The 19,097-nt window shown below is 71.5% G+C and carries 18 protein-coding genes; 7 read left to right on the top strand and 11 right to left on the bottom strand.

Annotated elements, in window-relative coordinates; translation table 11 throughout:
- Nucleotides 1-17: 17 nt before the first annotated feature.
- Both AB0K15_RS12975 and AB0K15_RS12970 read right to left on the bottom strand, forming a co-directional pair.
- A complete protein-coding gene (locus AB0K15_RS12975; protein WP_364048919.1) occupies nt 18-1,712 on the bottom strand; it encodes a glycosyl transferase in 1,695 nt (564 codons plus the stop codon).
- Between the two features lie 259 nt (nt 1,713-1,971).
- Entirely contained in the window at nt 1,972-2,730 is a 759-nt protein-coding gene (locus AB0K15_RS12970; protein ID WP_364048917.1) for an IclR family transcriptional regulator, read from the bottom strand.
- A 41-nt stretch (nt 2,731-2,771) separates the two neighbouring features.
- On the opposite strand from AB0K15_RS12970, the gene AB0K15_RS12965 reads away from it, so the two are divergent.
- Both AB0K15_RS12965 and dmpG read left to right on the top strand, forming a co-directional pair.
- Nucleotides 2,772-3,674, top strand: a complete 903-nt coding sequence (locus AB0K15_RS12965) for an acetaldehyde dehydrogenase (acetylating) (protein WP_364048915.1) — start codon at nt 2,772-2,774, stop codon at nt 3,672-3,674.
- Nucleotides 3,671-4,717 (top strand): 4-hydroxy-2-oxovalerate aldolase, encoded by a 1,047-nt coding sequence (gene dmpG, locus AB0K15_RS12960; protein ID WP_364048913.1) that lies wholly within the window; start codon nt 3,671-3,673, stop codon nt 4,715-4,717. The genes AB0K15_RS12965 and dmpG overlap by 4 nt, the downstream gene beginning before the upstream one ends.
- Here the strand turns inward: dmpG and AB0K15_RS12955 are convergent.
- Nucleotides 4,711-5,307: a TetR/AcrR family transcriptional regulator gene (locus tag AB0K15_RS12955; RefSeq protein ID WP_364048911.1), complete on the bottom strand. Its 597-nt coding sequence runs from the start codon at nt 5,305-5,307 to the stop codon at nt 4,711-4,713. The genes dmpG and AB0K15_RS12955 overlap by 7 nt on opposite strands.
- Nucleotides 5,308-5,396: 89 nt before the next feature.
- Here AB0K15_RS12955 and AB0K15_RS12950 point away from each other — a divergent pair, with 89 nt between their 5' ends.
- From AB0K15_RS12950 to AB0K15_RS12930, 5 genes are all read left to right on the top strand, one after another.
- Nucleotides 5,397-6,335, top strand: coding sequence for an oxygenase MpaB family protein (locus AB0K15_RS12950; protein WP_364048909.1), 939 nt, complete (start codon nt 5,397-5,399; stop codon nt 6,333-6,335).
- 15 nt (nt 6,336-6,350) lie between these two features.
- Nucleotides 6,351-7,376 carry an LLM class F420-dependent oxidoreductase gene (locus tag AB0K15_RS12945; protein ID WP_364048907.1) on the top strand — a complete coding sequence of 342 codons (1,026 nt, stop codon included), beginning with the start codon at nt 6,351-6,353 and terminating at the stop codon, nt 7,374-7,376.
- A 134-nt stretch (nt 7,377-7,510) separates the two neighbouring features.
- A complete protein-coding gene (locus AB0K15_RS12940; protein ID WP_364048905.1) occupies nt 7,511-8,830 on the top strand; it encodes an MFS transporter in 1,320 nt (439 codons plus the stop codon).
- The gene (locus tag AB0K15_RS12935; RefSeq protein WP_364048903.1) at nt 8,827-10,236 is read left to right on the top strand and encodes an aminotransferase class V-fold PLP-dependent enzyme; all 1,410 of its coding nucleotides are present in this window, start codon (nt 8,827-8,829) and stop codon (nt 10,234-10,236) included. The genes AB0K15_RS12940 and AB0K15_RS12935 overlap by 4 nt, the downstream gene beginning before the upstream one ends.
- 180 nt (nt 10,237-10,416) lie before the next feature.
- The gene (locus tag AB0K15_RS12930) at nt 10,417-12,819 is read left to right on the top strand and encodes a hypothetical protein (RefSeq protein ID WP_364048901.1); all 2,403 of its coding nucleotides are present in this window, start codon (nt 10,417-10,419) and stop codon (nt 12,817-12,819) included.
- A gap of 39 nt (nt 12,820-12,858) precedes the next feature.
- Here the strand turns inward: AB0K15_RS12930 and AB0K15_RS12925 are convergent, their stop codons facing one another.
- From AB0K15_RS12925 to AB0K15_RS12890, 8 genes are all read right to left on the bottom strand, one after another.
- Nucleotides 12,859-13,131, bottom strand: coding sequence for a DUF6295 family protein (locus AB0K15_RS12925; RefSeq protein WP_364048899.1), 273 nt, complete (start codon nt 13,129-13,131; stop codon nt 12,859-12,861).
- A gap of 27 nt (nt 13,132-13,158) precedes the next feature.
- Nucleotides 13,159-13,902: a dienelactone hydrolase family protein gene (locus tag AB0K15_RS12920; RefSeq protein ID WP_364048897.1), complete on the bottom strand. Its 744-nt coding sequence runs from the start codon at nt 13,900-13,902 to the stop codon at nt 13,159-13,161.
- Entirely contained in the window at nt 13,899-15,626 is a 1,728-nt protein-coding gene (locus AB0K15_RS12915) for an MFS transporter (protein ID WP_364048895.1), read from the bottom strand. The genes AB0K15_RS12920 and AB0K15_RS12915 overlap by 4 nt, the downstream gene beginning before the upstream one ends.
- Nucleotides 15,623-16,066 carry a MarR family transcriptional regulator gene (locus AB0K15_RS12910; protein ID WP_364048893.1) on the bottom strand — a complete coding sequence of 148 codons (444 nt, stop codon included), beginning with the start codon at nt 16,064-16,066 and terminating at the stop codon, nt 15,623-15,625. The genes AB0K15_RS12915 and AB0K15_RS12910 overlap by 4 nt, the downstream gene beginning before the upstream one ends.
- A 214-nt stretch (nt 16,067-16,280) precedes the next feature.
- Nucleotides 16,281-17,375 carry a GTP-binding protein gene (locus tag AB0K15_RS12905; RefSeq protein WP_364048891.1) on the bottom strand — a complete coding sequence of 365 codons (1,095 nt, stop codon included), beginning with the start codon at nt 17,373-17,375 and terminating at the stop codon, nt 16,281-16,283.
- Nucleotides 17,372-17,530, bottom strand: a complete 159-nt coding sequence (rpmF, locus tag AB0K15_RS12900; protein ID WP_364048889.1) for a 50S ribosomal protein L32 — start codon at nt 17,528-17,530, stop codon at nt 17,372-17,374. The genes AB0K15_RS12905 and rpmF overlap by 4 nt, the downstream gene beginning before the upstream one ends.
- Nucleotides 17,530-17,793, bottom strand: a complete 264-nt coding sequence (locus tag AB0K15_RS12895) for a type B 50S ribosomal protein L31 (protein ID WP_220240908.1) — start codon at nt 17,791-17,793, stop codon at nt 17,530-17,532. The genes rpmF and AB0K15_RS12895 overlap by 1 nt, the downstream gene beginning before the upstream one ends.
- Nucleotides 17,790-19,049: a GTP-binding protein gene (locus AB0K15_RS12890; protein WP_364048886.1), complete on the bottom strand. Its 1,260-nt coding sequence runs from the start codon at nt 19,047-19,049 to the stop codon at nt 17,790-17,792. Before AB0K15_RS12890 ends, AB0K15_RS12895 begins: the two co-directional genes overlap by 4 nt.
- Nucleotides 19,050-19,097: the final 48 nt, after the last annotated feature.

Raw genomic sequence — 19,097 nt, 5'->3', positions numbered from 1 at the left:
GGGGACCTTTCGGAGGATCAGGGTGCGGTGAACGAGGTGAGCAGGCCGGGCGGGGCGAACGGCGGGTAGGTGACGAGCACGCCGCCGGAAGTCCGCACGACCGCGGCCGGGCGGAACACGGCGCGCTGGCCGGCGTAGAACCGGGTGGCCGCCTCGTCGGCGCCGGTGACGAGCACCTGCCGCCGCGGCTGCCCCGCCGCGTCTTCACCGGGCACGGGCGGGAACGCCGCCACCCGCACCGGCTGCTGCGACGCGAACGCCGCCAGTGTCGAGATCAGCCGGGGATCGAGATCGCCGCCGCCGAGCACGGCACGTGCTTCCGGCACGCAGTTCACGCGTCCGGACCTGGTCAGCGCCGCACCCGCATGGGCGCGCGCGGTCTTCTCGCCGGTCTCGTCCGGCACGGGCACGGGCGGCCCGAGCCGGGCGACGGTGACCTGTCCCGCCCCGGTGCCGAACACCGCGCCCGCGGCGGGGGAGTCCACTGTGGACGACCGGGCGAGAGCCGGTGGCGGGAGCGCGGCCCAGTCGGGTGGCGGGTTCGCGCCGGCCGTCGTGACGAGCAGCCCGGTCGGCCACCCACCGGCGGCCAGCGTGGTCCAGGTGGCGTCGTCGACGAGCACGCGGGAGCCCGCCGCGTTGGCCTGCAACCAGGTGCGGGCCTCGACCGCCGGGTCCGGGCCCGCGGGTCCGGGGCGCAGCGCGGTGAACCCGTGGGCCCAGCTCGCCCCGAACGCCGCGGTCAGGACCACCGCGCCCACGGCGACGCCGGCCCCGGGCCGGGCGGGCGCCCGGCGGTGCGCCGGTTCGTGGTGCGAGGACAGCCCGGCGTGCGCCACCCCGGCCCCGACCAGGGGCGGGAGCGGCAGCAGCAGGGCCAGCACCGCAGTGGCCGGCAACCCGGGGACCGCGAGCAGAGCGGCCACGAGGATCCCGGAGACCGCGAGCGGGCGCACCGTCGCGACGAACAGGCCGGCGATCAGCGCGAGCGCCGACACCGCCGTGAGGGCCGGATCGAAAACCAGCCACCGGGGCAGGGCGGTCTCGTCGCCGGTGGCGAGAGCGGGGCGCAACCAGGCGGCCCGCGGCCCGAAGGCGAGGCCCAGGCCGAGGTTCACCACCACGGCGACGAGCGCGGCCCGCGCCGGAGAACGGCGAAGCAGCAGCCAGCCCGCGGCGGGCAGGAGCAGCAGCGTGAGCGCCGAGGTCAGCACGGCGGCCAGCAGGCAGCCGGCGCCGAGCAGGTCCTGGGCGAGGCCGTGGCGCCCGGGTCCACTGTGGTCGCCGGCTGCGCCCGAAGAGCGCAGGGGTGAGGCGAGCAGGCACAGCCCGGCCAGCGCCCACAGCACCGCGAGGTGCTCGACGACCACCCCGTGCTGCAGGCCGATCGCCAGCGGCGACCCGGCGAGCAGCACCGCGGCGACCAGGCCCGCCCAGCGGGGAAGGCCGAGCCGGCGGGCGAGCAGCCACAGCAGCACCGTCGTCACGACCGCGGCGACGACCACCGCCTCGCGCACGGCGGCGGCCGGCGTCGCCGCGCGGTCGAAGGCGTGGGACAGCACCGTGTACCCGGCGAGCTGGAGCTGGCCGAGCCCGCCGGCGCCGGCAGTGGTCGTACCGCCGTACTCCGTGAGGTGGCCGAGCGCGTAGGCGCGGGCGACGGTCGTGGCCTCCCCGGGCACGGCGGGCGTGGTGGCCGCGAGGCAGACCACGCGCAGACCACCGGCGAGGGCAAGCAGGCCGAGGACGAGATCGAGTGACAGCAGCCGGGTTCCGGCCGCCGCGGCGGGCGCGGCGGACCCTGGAGATCGGCTCAGGGGACCGGCCCGGGAACGTGATCCCCCAGCTCTGCTGGGCCATCCGGCCGATCGTAGTTACGGAGAATCACGAGACCAGGCCTGTGCCCCCGAGGTCATCCGAACGGCCTAACCCGCGCGTAACCCGTTGTGTGGCACGAATTTTTCCGACTGCTCAGGTCTGGACAAACGACCGCGACAACGCGAGCGCGACCGTGCGCACCGCCGGGGCGACACGCTCCGTGCGCATCCGGGTCGCCCAGCCGGTGATGGAGATCGCCGCGACCGCGGTGCCCGCCGCGTCGAGCAGCGGGCTCGCGGCACAGACCACTCCGACACCGGACTCCTCGCGTTCGAACGCCACTCCCTCGGCGTGGATGCGCGCGAGCTGGTGGCGCAGCAGCCCCGGCGCGGTGATGGTGCGCCGGCTGATGCGGGGGAGCCCGGCGTCGATCACCCGCGCCACCAAGGGTTCCGGCGAGAACGCGAGGATGGCCTTGCCGACACCGGTGGCGTGGGCCGGGAAGCGGCCGCCGATACGGGACGGCACGTCGGGCGCGTCCGGACCACGCAGCACGTCGAGGTAGACCACCTCGGTGCCCTCCAGCACGGCGAGGTGCACGGTGTTGCGCGTGGCCTCGCGCAGGTCGGCCAGCGACGGCCGGGCGGCTTCGACCAGGCCGCGGCGGCGGATCGCGAGCTGGCCGATCTCGAACAGCCGCAGCCCGAGCCGCAGCGCGGTGCCCTCGGGTTCGAGCAGGCCGGCGTCGCAGAGGTGGCGGGTCAGGCGGTGCACGGTCGTCTTCGCCAGTCCCGTCCGCCGCGCCAGCTCCGACACGCCGACGGTGTCGTCGCCCGGGCGGAAGGCACCCAGGATCGCCGCGACGCGCGAGGCGACCAGGCCCTCGCCGCCGTTCCGTCCAGTGGTACGCACGGGTTGAGTGTGCACCGCCGTGGCGAGGACCGTCGGAAAACATGGCGGAACGCAAGGTGACGGCCGCGATCGTCGGCCCCGGCAACATCGGCACCGACCTGCTCGCGAAGCTGCGGCGCAGCGAGAAGATCGACGTGCGGTACATGGTCGGCGTCGACCCGGCGTCCGACGGGCTCGCCCGCGCGGCGCGACTCGGCCTGGAGACTTCGGCGGACGGCGTCGGCTGGCTCCTGCGGCAGGCCGAACCGCCGCAGCTCGTTTTCGAGGCGACGTCGGCGAAAGCGCACCTCGCGCACGCGCCGCGCTACGCCGAAGCAGGCATCCGCTCGATCGACCTGACGCCCGCGGCCGCCGGCCCGTTCACCTGTCCCGCGGTGACTCCGCCGGAGCGGCTCGACGTGCCCGACCTCAACCTCATCACGTGCGGCGGCCAGGCGACGATCCCGATCGTGCACGCCGTCGCCCGGGTGACTCCGGTGCCGTACGCCGAGATCGTCGCGTCGGTGTCCTCTCGGTCGGCGGGCCCGGGCACCCGGGCGAACATCGATGAGTTCACCGAAACCACCGCGCGGGGCCTCGAAGAGGTCGGCGGCGCCGCGAAGGGCAAGGCGATCATCGTCATCAACCCGATGGACCCGCCCATGATCATGCGCGACACCGTCTTCTGCGCGGTCGACCCCGACGCGGACTTCGCGGCGATCACCGACTCGATCCACCGCATGGTCGCCGTGGTCCGGCGGTACGTGCCGGGCTACACGCTCATCGCCGATCCGCAGTTCGACCCGCCGCGTCCCGAGTGGAACGGCGTCGCCCGCGTCGGCGTTTTCCTCGAGGTCGCGGGCAACGGCGACTACCTGCCGACCTACGCGGGCAACCTCGACATCATGACGGCCGCCGCGGCCCGCGTCGGCGACCTGGTGGCCGCGGAGCTGGTGACGGCATGAGTGCGCCGACCCGGAACCAGCCCGCGCGGAACCCGCCGGTGCGACTGGTCGACACCACCCTGCGCGACGGCAGTCACGCCATGGCCCACCGCTTCACCGAACGCCAGGTGCGCGACACCGTCCGCGCCCTCGACGACGCCGGGATCTCGCTCGTCGAGGTGACCCACGGCGACGGCCTCGGTGGTTCGACCTTCACCTACGGCTTCTCCCTCACCGACGAACGAGAGCTCATCGCCGCCGCCGTCGACGAGGCGAACCGGGCGAAGATCGCCGTGCTCCTGCTTCCCGGCCTCGGCACCGTCACCGACCTGAGCGCCGCGGCGGACCTCGGCGTCGGGGCAGCGCGCATCGCGACCCACTGCACCGAAGCCGACGTGTCCGTGCAGCACTTCGGCGCGGCTCGTGACCTCGGCCTGGAGACCGTGGGATTCCTGATGCTGGCGCACATGGCGGCGCCCGAGGACCTCGCGAAGCAGGCGCGGATCATGGCCGACGCCAGCTGCCAGTGCGTGTACGTGGTCGATTCCGCCGGTGCGCTCATCCTCGAAGAAGCCGCCGGTCGCGTCGCCGCGCTCGTCGCGGAGCTGGGCGACGACGCGCAGGTCGGCTACCACGGTCACCAGAACCTCAGCTTCGGCGTCGCCAACTCCGTGCTCGCCCACCGCGCCGGAGCGCGGCAGATCGACGGTTCCCTCGCCGCTCTCGGCGCGGGCGCGGGGAACTCGCCGACGGAGGTGCTCGCGGCGACGTTCGAACGCCTCGGGATTCCGACCGGCGTCGACAAGGACGTGCTCATGGCCGCGGCCGAGAACGTCGTGAAGAAGTACCTGACGCGGCTGCCGGTGATGGACCGGTCGTCGATCGTGCAGGGTTTCGCCGGCGTGTACTCGAGTTTCCTGCTGCACGCCGAGCGCGCGGCGGAGCGCTACGGCGTGCCCGCGCACGAGATCCTCTACCGCGTCGGCGCGGAGCGGTACGTCGGTGGCCAGGAGGACATGATCATCGACATCGCGTTGCGGCTGCGGGCGGAACGGGCTCAGTGATCGAACTCGTCCGCGCCGAGCACCAGCCGGACGCAGTGGGCCACGAGCCGTTCGCGGCTCACCCGCAGCGTGCCGTCGAGGTAGGCGATGAACACGTTGCTCAGCGCGCCGACGAGCCCGATCGACACGAGCTGCCGGCCGGTCTCGTCGCCGTGCGACAGCTGTTCGCCGACGAGTGCCGCGAACGCCGGCAGCAGGTGCAGGCCACGGCGGGTCAGCGCGGGATCGGTCAGGGGCGCCAGCAACAGCACCCGGCCCTGGCGCGGGTCGTCGACCATCAGGGCCACGAACGCCCGCACCGCGCGTTCGGCCCGTTGCCGCGGATCCGGCGCGTCGCGGATCGCGTCGACCAGCGCCTGGCGCGCCCGCTCGCCGACGTACTCGTACACGGCCGCGACGAGCTCCTCGCGGTCGGCGAAGCTCTCGTAGAAGTAGCGCTCGGTCAGGTGGGCGTGGCGGCAGACCGCGCGCACGCTGACGGCCGCGGAGCCCTCGGTGCCGAGCAGGTCGAGGCCCGCGGCGACCAGCTGGTCCCGCCGCGCCGCCTTGCGATCGTCCAGCGTCGTGCCCGCCCACGTGCGGCCCGGCATATCCACTCCCGTAGTTGACCACGCCTGTTGTCACATCCTAACCTGACAACAGGCGTAGTCAGTTCATCGACGCAACCGCAGGAGCCGCGATGCCGGGGGAAGAACCCGAACCGCTGGGACCGGACTCGCTCACGTGGCGCTACTTCGGCGACTGGCGCGGGCTGCTGATCGCCCTGTGGGCCGGGTCGATGCAGAACATGCACCCGGGACTCGGTGCCGGAGTGGAGCAGCACTCGCGGTTCTTCGAGGAACGCTGGCAGCGGCTGTTCCGCTCGCTCTACCCGATCGGCGGCGTGGTCTACGACGGCCCGCGCGCCCACCGGACCGCGCTCGAAGTGCGCGGATACCACAACCGCATCAAGGGCGTCGACGCGAAAGGCCGCCGCTACCACGCGCTCGACCCCGACACCTTCTACTGGGCCCACTCCACGTTTTTCGTCAGCACGATCCTCATCGCCGACCATTTCATGGGCGGCATCGGCGAAGAGGAGAAGCGCGAGCTGTTCGACGAGCACGTGCGCTGGTGGCGCATGTACGACCTGCCGATGCGCCCGGTGCCCGCGTCCTGGGAGGACTTCCGGCGGTACTGGAAGCATATGTGCGCCGAGGTCCTGGAAGACAACAAGGCCACGCGCGACGTCCTGGATCTGCGCGGGATCGCGAAACCGCCGTTCCTGCCGTGGCTGCCCGACGTGCTGTGGCGGCCGGTCTCGGCGGTGATCGCGAAGCAGTTCGTGTGGCTCACGGTGGGGCTCTACGACCCGGAGATCCGCGACCTGCTCGGCTTCACCTGGACTGCCCGCGACGAACGCCGGCACCGGTTCGCCGGGCGCGCGATCAACGCCGTGTTCTCCCTTGTCCCGCACGACCGCCGCTACCACCCGCGGGCACGCGCCGGCTGGCGCCGGGCGAGGGGCGCGGTGGCCGCGGACGCGTCCGTGGTCGAGACTCCACGGAGGAACCTGCCGCCCGTGGGGGAGCGCGGCAAGCCGGAGCACTACTCGCCGAACGTCCGAGCCGACGTCTGAGCCACGGAGGGCCGTATGAAGCTGGGTTACCACCTCGGGTACTGGGGGAGCGGCCCGACGCCGGGCGCGCTGGAGGGCGTGCTCGAGGCCGAGCGCCTCGGGTTCGACTCCGTGTGGTCGGCGGAGGCCTACGGCTCCGACGCCTTCACCCCGCTTGCCTGGGCCGGTGCGTCGACCAGCCGGGTGAAGCTCGGTACCAACATCGTGCAGATGTCCGCGCGCACGCCCACCGCCACCGCGATGACGGCGCTGACGCTCGACCACCTCTCCGGCGGCCGGTTCGTGCTCGGGCTCGGCGCGTCGGGCCCGCAGGTGGTGGAGGGCTGGTACGGCCAGCCGTACCCGAAGCCGCTGGCCCGCACCCGCGAGTACGTGGAGATCATCCGCCAGGTGCTGGCGCGAGAGGCACCCGTGACGCTGGACGGGCGGTTCTACCAGCTGCCGCTGCAGGGTGGCGCGGGGCTGGGCAAGGCGCTCAAGCCGACCGTGCACCCGCTGCGCACCGACCTGCCGATCTACCTCGCGGCCGAAGGCCCCAAGAACGTCGCGCTGTCGGCGGAGATCTGCGACGGCTGGCTGCCGCTGTTCTTCTCGCCCAAGGCCGACGCGTTCTACCGCAACGCCCTCGCCGAGGGGTTCGCCCGGCCGGGTGCCCGGCGCAAGCCCGAGGAGTTCGAGGTGCCCGCGTCGGTCCCGGTGATCGTCCACGACGACGTGGAGGAGGCGGCGAGCTGGATCAAGCCGGCGCTCGCGTTGTACATCGGCGGCATGGGTGCCAAGGCCGTGAACTTCCACCACGACGTGTTCGCGCGCCTGGGTTACGAGGAGGTGGCCGACAAGGTGCAGGAGCTCTACCTCGCCGGGCGCAAGGACGAGGCCGCCGCCGCGATCCCGACGTCGCTCGTGGAGGACACCTCGCTCGTCGGCCCGGCCGCGAAGATCCGCGAGGAGCTCGCGGCCTGGGAGGACACCGTGGTCACGACGCTGCTGCTGCGCGGCGACGCGGAATCCCTCACGAAGGTGGCCGAAGCCCTGTCGTGAACAGGGCACGGGGCGGGGTCGGGCCGGTACGCGCGGTGCATTACGACGGTGGCACGATTCCCCCCGACCACTACCGGGGAACGGCGAAGATCCACTAGGCATTGCGTTCGTCGGACCGCCCTCGAGGAGGACCCTTGGCGCCGCTGCCCCGCCGGACGCGTCTCCACTACTCGCTCGGCTCGTTCGTCACCGGAGCGTTCGGCACGGTGCCGGGACTGCTCCTGCTGCCCTACCTCACGGACACGATGGCGGTGCCCGCGGCGGTGGCCGGCGTGATCGTGTTCGTGCCCAAGGCGTGGGACGTGGTGTTCAACCCGATCGCGGGCCGGCTGTCCGACGCGGACCTCGTGAAGACCGGCAGCCGGCGGCGGTTCCTGCTGCGTGGCGGGATCGGCGTCGCGATCCTGTTCGCCGCGTTGTTCGCGCACCCGGGGTTCGGCAAGCCCGCGATCGACGCGACCTACGTGGTGATCGTGTTCTTCCTGTGCGCCACCGCGTACGCGTTCTTCCAGGTGCCGTTCAACGCGCTGCCGGCGGAGCTCACGGACTCGGCGGAGGAACGCACGAAGCTCACGAGCGTGCGCATCGGCGTGCTGGCCGTGGCCATCCTCGTGTCCGGCGGCGCCGCCCCGGCGATCACCGACATCCTCGAAGGCGTGGCCGGCTACCGGGTGATGGGCCTCGTGATGGCCGTGATCATCCTGCTCGCCACCCTGGGTGTCTACTTCGGTCTGCGCGGCGCGCCCGTCGGTTCGCTGCGGCCCAACGCCGTGAGCTTCAAGCAGCTGATCCGCACGATCGCGCAGTGGCGCCCGTTCTGCTGGCTGATGGGCTCGTACTTCATCCAGGCGCTGGGCATCGGCACGGTGCTCGCCGCGATCCCGTACTTCGCCGAGCACGTGCTGGGCGACCCGAGCTACCGCACGGTGCTGTTCGTCGGCTTCGTCGGGCCGGCGCTGATCACGATGCCGCTGTGGCCTCGGCTGGGGCACCGCTGGGGCAAGCTCGTGGGCTTCCGCATCGCGACGACCGCGTTCACCGTCGGCCTGCTGGGAATCCTGTTCGCCAAGGACATCCCGTTCGCGGTGACGATGGTGTTCGTGGCCCTGTCGGGCATCGGGTACGCGGGCATCTCCGTGTTCCCGCTGGCGATCCTGCCCGACCTCATCAGCGCCGAAGAGGAACGCACCGGCGAGACCCGAGCGGGCATCACGGCGGGCGTGTGGACGGCGTCGGAGACGCTGGGGCTGGCGCTCGGCCCGGGCCTGTTCGGGCTGGTGCTGCAGGCCGGCGGCTACGTGTCGAGCACCGACGCGACGACGGCGCAGCCGTCCTCGGCGATCACGGCCATCACCGTGGGCTCCTCGGTGCTGCCCGCGGTGCTCATCGCGCTGGCGATCCCGCTGCTGCGCCGCAAGGTGCTCGAACCGCGACCGGTGGAGCCGCAGCGGTGACCGACATCCTGGCCGAGCTGCGGGAGCTGCGCGCGGGCGACCTGCCGACGCACGGCGGGCGCACGCTCGCCTACGTCTACGACAGCGGTCTGTCCGAAGTGGACCGGATCGCCGCGGCCGCGCACGCGCTCGCCTCGTCGGCCAACGGCTTGGACCCCACGGCGTTCCCGAGCCTGCTGCGCCTGGAGAACGATCTGGTCGGCCGCGCGGCGGGGCTCCTGGGCGGAACTGCCGGGACCGTCGGCACGGTGACGTCCGGCGGCACCGAGTCGTGCCTGCTCGCGGTGCTGGCCGCGCGCGACGCCCGGCCGGAGGTCACCGCGCCGAGCATCGTGCTGCCCGACACCGCGCACGCGGCGTTCCACAAGGCGGCGCACCTGTTCGGGCTGCGCAAGATCGTGGTGCCGGTCGACGCGAAGACCTTCCGCGCGGTGCCGGACGCCGTGGCCGCGGCGATCGACGAGTCCACGGTGCTCGTGGTGGCCAGCGCGCCTTCCTACGCCCACGGCGTGGTCGACCCGATTCCGGAGATCGCGGCCGCCGCGGCCGCTCGCGGCGTGCGGATGCACGTGGACGCGTGCATCGGCGGCTGGGTGCTGCCGTACTTCGCGAAGCTGGGCGCGGACGTGCCGCCGTTCGACTTCCGCGTGCCGGGCGTCACGAGCATGTCGGTGGACCTGCACAAGTACGCCTACTGCGCGAAGGGCGTCTCGGTGCTGCTGCACGCCAACGCCGGGCTGCGGCGCACGCACTACTTCGCCAGCGCGGCCTGGCCGGGCTACACGATGCTGAACCCGACGCTGCAGAGCACCCGCTCCGGCGGCCCGCTCGCCGCCGCGTGGGCCGTGGTGAACCACCTCGGTGAGGACGGCTACCTACGCCTGGCGGAGGTGACGCGCGAGGCCGTGACCCGGATCCGCGCGGGCGTCGAGAACCTGCCCGGCCTGGGCGTCCTGGGCGACCCGGACTCGACGCTGATCGCCTTCGCCGCGGCCGACGACGGCTTCGACCTGTTCACGGTCGCCGACGAGATGAAGGTGCGCGGCTGGTACGTGCAGCCGCAGTTCGCCCACGGCGGCTCGCCGCTGAACCTGCACCTCACGATCACGGCCGCGAACCACGGCAGCGAGGCGGAGTTCCTCGCGGACCTGACCGCCTCGGTCGCCTCGGCGCGTGAAGCCGGCCCGACGCCGGTGGACCCGGACGTGGCCGCCTTCGTAGCGGCGCTCGACCCGGAAACCCTGACGGCGGACCAGTTCGCGGGCCTGCTCGCCGCGGCCGGCCTCGTCGGCGACGCCGGCCTGCCCGAACGCATGGCCCCGATCAACGCCCTGCTGGCAACCGCGGCGGAACCACTGCGGGAACGGCTGCTGCTGGAGTTCCTGGGCGCGCTGTACACGCCCTGACCGGCTGCCCTGGATGTCCGAAATCGAACCCGCCAAACCGGGGTGTGGGTGCAAACTGGTGCGGTGCCGACGTCGTCTCGAACAGATCCCTCCGAGCAGGGACCGCACTGGGGCTCCGTGCCCGTACACAGATCGACGCTGCGTGTCCTCACAGTGGGTGGACTTTCCCTCATCCTGATCGTGACGCTGCAGGACACGCTGGGGTTCGCGTCCATCCCGATGCTCGGTCTGGGTGTCGGGTGTTGTGCCGCGTCCGGCTTTGTGGCACTGGCCGCGCCGGCGCGCGAAATGCAGCCGGACGACGAAGTCGCGGAATCCCTGCGGAGCGTCGACTTCGACGACTTCGATGCCTGGACGGCCAGGCTCGCTCTTCTCATACTGCTCGACGAAGCCCTTGCCGACGAAAAAGTCATTGCGGCCTTGGCCGGTGAACAGGTATCGCGCCAGGATGTTCGTGCGCAGTTGGTTGCCGATGATGCACTCCTGACACGGATTCGTATCGAGCAAGATCGGTCGGTCAGCGCGGGCAAGCACCCGTCGTCGGTGACCTCGCCCCTGGCGTCTTTGCGGGGCGGCCAGTACTTCTGGCTCGCGGCTACAGCGATATTCGGAGTCGGCTACGTTTCCTTGATGCGGGCTGCTTGGCCCCTGCTGTCGTTGCCGATGCACGTGTTTGCGATCGTAGGGTTCTGTGCGGTTGCCGCGCTGTCGGCCCGGATGTTGGCGCGGCGAGTGCCGGACGTACTCGGAATCCCGCGACGGCCACATCAGACCGAGCCACATCCCGACCTTCTGCGGATCGGTGACCGCGGTGGTCACCTATTGGCTGAGGTCGTTGTGCCGGCCGTCCTGGACTACGCCCGAGTTCACCGTTCGCGCCGCCATGGCACCGCCCTTGTTCTCAACGGCGTCTCTGGCCTCCGTGAAGCCGAGAGCGCGGAGACCTTGATGACCGCCGGGGCGGAACGGCTCCGGCGGATCATCGAGCGGACCGATTCGGGGGCGGTGGCGCTCGCCGGATCGCGAGGAGTCGGCAAGACGACGGCCATCGAAGCCATGCGCCATGGTCGGTTGACCACCGCCGGTGAGCCGCCGCTCGTAGTCATGGCGTCCGCTCCTGCCAACTACGAGGCCCGGGACTTCGTCCTGCATCTGCATGCGCTGCTCTGCCGGACGGTGATCGACAAGACCAACGAGGCGCTGCTGCCATTCTGGCCGTTCAGCAAACGCAGCATCTGGGCGGTGCTGCGTCAGGGTGTCGCCAGGCTGCTGAGGTTCCTACTCTTCGCGGGTTTTGCTCTCGGCGCCGCCGTCCTGTTGTGGGGCGCGCCGTTGTCCAGATTCCCGGTGGAGATCGCAGCTCTCCTCACCACCGCGGTCGCGGACCTGCCTGTGTCCGCCGGCGTGCTGTGGGAGTCTCAGCCGACAGCTCACATCATCGCCTTGGTGCTGATTGCGCTGGTCGCGTGGAGACTCGCGCTCGCATTCGTGCTCGCGCCGTTCGACCTACTCACCCGTTCCGGGATACGCCGACGTCACCGTGACCTCTTCGAATTGCGCAGCGCTGCTGTGCGTCAGCTGGCTCAGACACGATTTCTTCAGACGTACACCACGGGCTGGTCTGGCAAGCTGAGCCTGCCGTTGAAGGGCGAGGCCGGCCGGACCTGGTCGACGCAGCGGGCCGAGCAGCAGCTCACGCACCCCGAAGTCGTCGAGACTCTGCGATCCTTCGCCGCCGAAACCTCGCAGACGCTGCGCAAGACTGGTCTGATCGAGCGCATGGTGATCGCCATCGACGAGCTGGACAAGATCGGCGAGCCGGAGAAGGCCCACCAGTTCATCAACGACATCAAGGGCGTGTTCGGTGTGCCCGGCTGCCTGTTCTTCGTGTCGGTGTCGGACGACGCCGTGCTGAACTTCGAGCAGCGCGGGTTGGGGATTCGCGACGCGTTCGACAGCGCGTTTTCCGAAATGGTGCGGCTGGACCACTTCACGCTGGACGAGAGCAGGCGTTGGGTGGCGTCGAGGGTAGAGGGGATCACGGAGCAGTTCTGCTACCTCTGTCACTGCCTGTCCGGCGGACTGCCCCGAGACCTGCGACGGTACGCCGTCGAAATGGTCGACGTGGCGGCAACGGTCCACCAGCCGAGCCTCGCGACCGTGACCGAGACGTTGGTGCGAAGGGATCTCTCCAGCAAGATCCACGCGCTGACCGCGCTCACCACCACCCTCGACACCACGTCCGACCATGTGGCACTCACCGCTCGGCTGCTCGCCATCCCCGACACGGGGGACCCTCTCGAGCTCGCCCGCGTCGCCGTGGACCTTGTCGAAGAATCAGCGGAAGGATCAGTGAACGAGACCGACGCCCTTCGCTGGAACGCCGCCTGTTTCACCCTGTTCTGCGCCACACTCCTGGAAGTCTTCGGCAACAACCTCGACCAGGACCAGCTCTCCATGGAATTCCACCACCTCGCCCTCGCCCGCCGGCAGATGGCGGCGCACCCGCAGTTGGCGTGGCAGCGGATCGTGGATTTCCGCAAGGCCCGCGACCTTGATCCGGGTGTTCAGGTCGAGGCATGACCTGCACACCCGGGTAGCCGCGGGTGGTCTGGTTCGGGACTACTGGTTACGCGAAGCCAGCCCCGCCGGTGCCGACGCCAGCGCGGTGCGGATCGCGTCGGCGAGGGCGAGGGCGTCCTCTTCGGTCAGTTCCAGCGCGACGCGCGCGGCCGGGCCCATCGACGGGTTCCGGAAGTCGATGTTCACGGTGTGGGCGAAGCGGGCGTGCGTCGGGTGGTCGACGTAGACGGTGGCTTCGTTGACGCTGTGCCAGCCGGACGCGCTCTTGCCGCTGCCCTCCACGGCGAACTTCTCGGTGAGGTAGGTGCACATGGGAAACGTCCTTCCTGAAAAGCGGGGTCAGGCCGCGAGGTGCCGGCCGTAGAAGTCGAGGATCTTGGCCCAGCCGTCGACGGCGGCCTCCGGGCGGTAGCTCGGGCGGTCGACGGCGAAGAACGCGTGGCCGGCGCCGTCGTAGGTGTGGAACTCGTGCTCCTTGCCGAGGCGGTCGAGCTCGGCGGCGAGCTTCGCGGTCTCCTCGGGCGCGGGGTACTGGTCGTCGGCGCCGAAGAGGCCGAGCAGCGGGGCCGACAGCTGCGGCGCGAGGCCCAGCAGCGGCTTCATCGACGCGGGCATGCCGGCCGGCGGCTCGTTGACCACGAAGGCGCCGTAGCAGTCCACGGCCGCGTCGACCTGGGTCGAGCACGCGACGAGGAACGTCTGGCGGCCGCCGGAGCAGTGGCCGATCACGCCGATCTTGCCGTTCGCGCCGTCCAGGGCCTTGAGGTACGCGGCCGCGCCCTCGACGTCGCCGACCAGGCGCTCGTCGGGCACGCCGCCGTTGGCGCGGACGGTCGCGGCCGCGTCGTCCGGGCTCGCGCCCGGCGCCTCGCGCGAGTACAGGTTCGGGCACAGTGCCGCGAAGCCCTCGGCGGCGAAGCGGCGCACCATCTCCTTGGTCGCCGGGTCGTAGCCGGGCATGTGGTGGATCACCACGACGCCGCCGCGCGGAGCGGGGTCGAGCGGGCGCGCCAGGTACGCCTCGATCTCGTCACCGCCGTGGCCGGTGATCGTGACGGTGCCGGCGGTGAGCGTGTCGTTCATCCGTTCTCCTTGTCCGGGGTGCTGCGTTGCCCGCCTGCGCGCGGGGCGAGGTCGGGGTGGAAGTAGCGCTTGCCGCGCGACACCGAGGCGAGGCCCGCGACGAGCGCCATCACGGCGGCCGCCGTGAAGACCGTGACCAGCCCGTCGTGGAACGGGCCGGAGATGAGCTGCGGGAAGAACTCCTTGCCGGTCAGCGCCGCCGAGTCGCTCGGCGACAGTGCGGAAAGGACACCCGGGCCGAGCAGGTGCGCCACCGGGTTGCTGCCGAGGAACGCCGCGAACAGCGTGCTCACGGGCGGCAGCTGGGCGACGTTCGCCGCGACGGCCGCGGGCACGCCGTGCGCCTGCAGCCCGCCGGTGAGCGTGGCCGGCAGCGACCCGGCGAGCCCCGCGATCATGAGCGAGAAGAACACGCCGATCGACAGCGCCGTGCCGGAGTTCTGGAACGTCGAGCGCATGCCGGAGGCGACCCCGCGCTGGTGGTCGGGGACGCTGCTCATGATCGCCGAGGTGTTGGGCGCGGAGAACATGCCCTGCCCGATCCCGCTGAGCACCAGCAGCGCCGCGAACACGGGATAGGAGAAGTCCACCGGCAGGGCCAGCAGGCCGAGGAACGCCGCGGCGACGAGCACGAGCCCGCCGGTCGAGAACAGCCGCGCGCCGAAGCGGTCGGACAGGTACCCCGACACCGGGCCCGCGATGAGGAACCCGACGGTGAGCGGCAGCAGGTAGATCCCCGCCCACAGCGGCGTTTTCTCGTACTCGTAGCCGTGCAGGGGCAGCCAGATGCCCTGCAGCCAGATGATGAGCATGAACTGCATGCCGCCACGGGCGATCGCCGTGAGCAGTGCCGCGAGGTTGCCCGCGCTGAACGCCCGGATCCGGAACAGCGAGAGCTTGAACATCGGGTCCTTCACCCGGGACTCGATCACGCCGAACACCACGAGCAGCAGCACGCCGGCGCCGATGCCGCCGAGCACCCACGGGTTGCCCCAGCCGGTGGCCGCGTTGCCGTAGGGCTGGATGCCGTAGGTGATCGCGGCGAGCAGCACGCCGGTGCCCAGCGCGAAGGTGATGTTGCCGCCCCAGTCGACGCGCGCCCGTCGTGGTTTGCCGATCTCGCGCAGGCTGCGGATCGACCACACCGTGCCGAGGATGCCGAACGGCACGCTCACCCAGAACACCGCGCGCCAGTCGATCTCGGCGAGCAGGCCGCCCGCGACGAGGCCGAGGAACTGCCCGGCCAGCGCGGTGATCTGGTTGATGCCGAGTGCCATGCCGCGTTGCTCGCGCGGGAACGCGTCGGTGAGGATCGCGGCCGAGTTGGCCGTGAGCATGGACCCGCCGACGGCCTGGACGATGCGCCAGCCGATCAGCCACAGCGCGCCCTGGCCCCCGTGGAACGGGTCGAACGACAGCGCCACCGAGGCGACGCTGAAGATCACGAACCCGACGTTGTACATCTTCACGCGGCCGAACATGTCGCCGAGGCGCCCGAGCGTGACGACGAGGACCGCGGACACCAGCAGGTAGCCCAGGATCATCCAGAGCAGGTAGCCGATGTTGGCCGGCGCGAGCGGGTCGAGCCCGATGCCGCGGAAGATGGCGGGCAGCGAGATGATCACGATCGACCCGTCGAGGGTCGACATGAGCACGCCGAGGGTGGTGTTGGAGAGGGCGACCCACTTGTAGCGGTCGCCGCGGCTGGTGGCCGTGGTCGTCACAGTTCGTCCGCCAGGCGTTCGAGCAACGGGATCACCTCGAGTAGTCGGTGGCGTTCTTCGGCGCTGAAGCCGGCGGCGAGGGCCTGGGCGACGCGCTGGGTGCTGAGGGAACGCCGGTCGGTCAGGAGCTTCCGGCCGGTGGCGGTCACGGACATCAGGACGCGGCGGCCGTCGGCGGCGTCGGGGCTGCGGCTCACGAGCCCGCGCTCGACGAGCCCGGCGAGGGTCACGCCCATCGCCTGCGGCTTCACCCGCTCCTGCTCGGCCAGGTAGCCGGGCGTCGAGGGCCCGTCGCGGTCGAGCCGCGAGAGCACGGAGCTTTCCGAGAGCGTCGCCTCGCCCGCCACGTAGCCCTGCCGCATCCGCCGCACGAGCCGCCCGAGCGCGACCCTCAGGTCGGCGGCGGCCTCCACGAGATCCTTGCTGATCCGATCCGGCACATTAATCAACCTAGACTGATAAACCTGGGTTGATCAACCTTCGCGAAACACCCCTAACCCCAACGAATCGCCCAGTTCAGGCGTGCTGCGTCCGGCAGGGGCCCGGCCCGAACAGCATGATCACGCGGAGCGGTGAACGATCAAGGAACTCCCGGGAACACGAAGGCCGCGCGACCTGTGACACGGGTCGCGCGGCCTTCGGAAACGTCCGTCCTCAGTGGACGTGCACGGGCTCCCAGCCGGGGAAGGGATCCGCCGTCACCGGCTCGTCGGTGAGGCACGCCTCGAGGGCGGCCAGCAGCGGGCCGCCCTCGAGCCCGACGCCGATGAAGACCAGCTCCTGCTGCGGCGCTTCGGCCACGCCCTGCGGTTCGAACCGCGCGACCGTGCCCGCCTGCGACCACAGGCCGAGCACCCCCGGTCGCGACGCGAGCGTGAAGAACCCCTTGGAGCGCAACACGGTGCCGAACTCGCCCGACTCGAGGCGGGTCGTGACGAAGTCCCACAGCGGCGCCGGGTCGAACGCCCGGGTGGCGCGGAACACGACGCCGGAGATGCCGTACTCCTCGGTCTCCGGCACGTGGTCGCCGTTGAGCTCCGCGACCCAGCCCGGGGCCTGCTGCGCCCGCAGCGGGTCGTGGCGGCCGGTGCCGACCACGCGCCCGAGCGGCACCCGGCCGAACTCCGCCGTCACGACGTCGGCGCCCGGGTTGAGCCGGGGCAGCGTCGCCACGAGCCGGTCGGCCTCGGCGGGGGAGACGAGGTCGGTTTTGTTCAGCAGCAGCACGTCCGCGAACTCGACCTGGTCCACGAGCAGATCGCTGACCGTGCGCTCGTCGCCCTCGTACTGGTCGAGGCTGCGCTCGGCCAGCGAGTCGCCGCCGGCCAGCTCCCGGCCGAAGTTCACGGCGTCGACGACGGTCACCATCGTGTCGAGCCGGGCGTCCGACAGCGCCGGCGTGCCGTCGTCGCCGGGGAAGGAGAACGTGGCGGCGACCGGCATCGGCTCGGAGATCCCGCTCGACTCGATCAGCAGGTGGTCGAACCGTCCTTCCGCGGTCAGGCGCGCGACCTCGTCGAGCAGGTCCTCGCGCAGGGTGCAGCAGATGCACCCGTTGGTCAGCTCGACCAGGCGCTCCTCGGTCCGGGACACGCTGTCGCGCACGAGCGAGGCGTCGATGTTGACCTCGCTCATGTCGTTCACGATCACCGCCACCCGCAGGCCTTCCCGGTTGGCGAGGATGTGGTTGAGCAGCGTGGTCTTGCCCGCGCCGAGGAACCCCGAAAGGACGGTGACGGGGACGCTCACCGGTCGAGCCGCTGGAAGTGCTTGATCAGGCGGCGTGGCACGAGCTTGCGCTCGCCGTCCACCGTGATCGGCACGAGGTCGGGCACCGCGGCCTTCCACTGCGACCGCCGCGCGCGGGTGTTGCTGCGGGACTTCTTCCGCTTCGGCACGGCCATCAGCGCGCACCGCCCTTCTCGCGCCGGCCGTAGCGGCGGTGGAACTTCTCGACCTGGCCGGCGGAGTCGACGATCCGCTGGTTGCCGGTCCAGAACGGGTGCGACCACGAGCTGATGTCCACGACCACCAGCGGGTAGGTGTTGCCGTCGCTCCACTCGATCGTCCGCTCGGACGTGGCGGTGGAGCGGGTGAGGAACGCGTCGCCCGTGGACGAGTCGCGGAACACCACGGGGTGGTAGTCGGGGTGGATGCCGGGTTTCACTGCGGTTCTTCCTTCCGGTTGGCGGCGTTGACGTGCCGCTCTTCGTCTTCTGCGTCGTCTTCGGTCGCCTCGCACGGGTCTTCGTGCCACTCGCCGAACGGGTCGGGGTAGCTGCGCCAGGCAGCTTCTCCCTCGGCCAGCTCGGCGTCGGTGAGCAGCGCGGTGTGCAGCGCGTCCTCGATTTCGTTCGGTGCCACCAGATCCGTGACCACCACGAGCTCCTGCGCGCGGTCGCCGTGCACCGGGTGCCAGCGCAGCGACGCGAGCGTGCGGCGTTCGGGGGAGACGTCGGCCCAGTCCGGGCCGTCGGGCGAGGCGAGCCACGGCCCGGCGTGCCCGATGGCGAGGCCGCCGCCGGCGGACTCGAGCCAGAACGCGATGTCGGGCTGGCTCGCGACCCACGCGCGGCCGCGCGTGCGGATCACGCCGCCCAGCAGCGTGTCGATGGCCTCGTGCAGGCGCTCGGGGTGGAACGGCCGCTGCGAGGTGAAGGTGAGCACCTCGATCCCGCAGTCCGCGTGCAGCGGTGGCTGGCCCCGCAGGAGCGCGCCGTGCAGGTCGATCACCTCGCCGCGCCGCGACTCCGCGGGCACGGCGGCGAGCAGCAGCCCGGCGTTCGCGCCCTTGAGCACGACACGCGGGACCGAAGGGGCGACGCGGTCGAGCACGGCCGCGGTCTTCGCCGCGCACCACGCGTCGGGCACGTCGCCCGCGAGCGCCAGCACGTCGGCGAACTCCACCTGCCCCAGCGCGACCTGCGCGACGGTCCGCTCGTCGTCGGGGCTGCCCTGAAGACCCCGCTCCACGAGCAGGTCGTCGCCGGACGCGTCGGCCAGCCAGGCGGCGCGGTCGACGGTGGTGAACACGGCCTCGATCTCGACGTCGTCGCTCACGGGCCGGTCGCCGACCAGGACGTTGGCGATCGCCCAGCTCACCGGCTCGGGCTCCATGGCCTCGTCGAGGCGCAGCACGATCCGGTCCACCTCCGGGCGCCGCGCGAGCCGGCGCAGCAGCGGCAGGAGGTCTTCGCGCAGCGTGCAGTTCACGCAGCCGTGGGCCAGTTCCAGCGCGGTGAGCTGGTCACGGGGGCCGAGGCGGATCCGCCTGCGGACGATGCCGCTGCCGATCTGCCGCAGATCGTGGTGGACCACGGCGACGCCGGGGCCGGCGCGGCGCAGCAGTTCGGCGAGCTCGTCGTTGCCTTCGGCGGCGAGCCCGCTGACGAGCACGAGCGGGACACGCGGGTGTGGGGTCACTGAAGCTCCAGTCGACGGGACGGGGTACGGTGGCCAGCGTAATTGAAA

It is taken from the genome of Amycolatopsis sp. NPDC049253, from assembly GCF_040678995.1.
Lineage (GTDB): Bacteria > Actinomycetota > Actinomycetes > Mycobacteriales > Pseudonocardiaceae > Amycolatopsis.
This window is presented reverse-complemented; position numbering and strand designations above follow the sequence as displayed.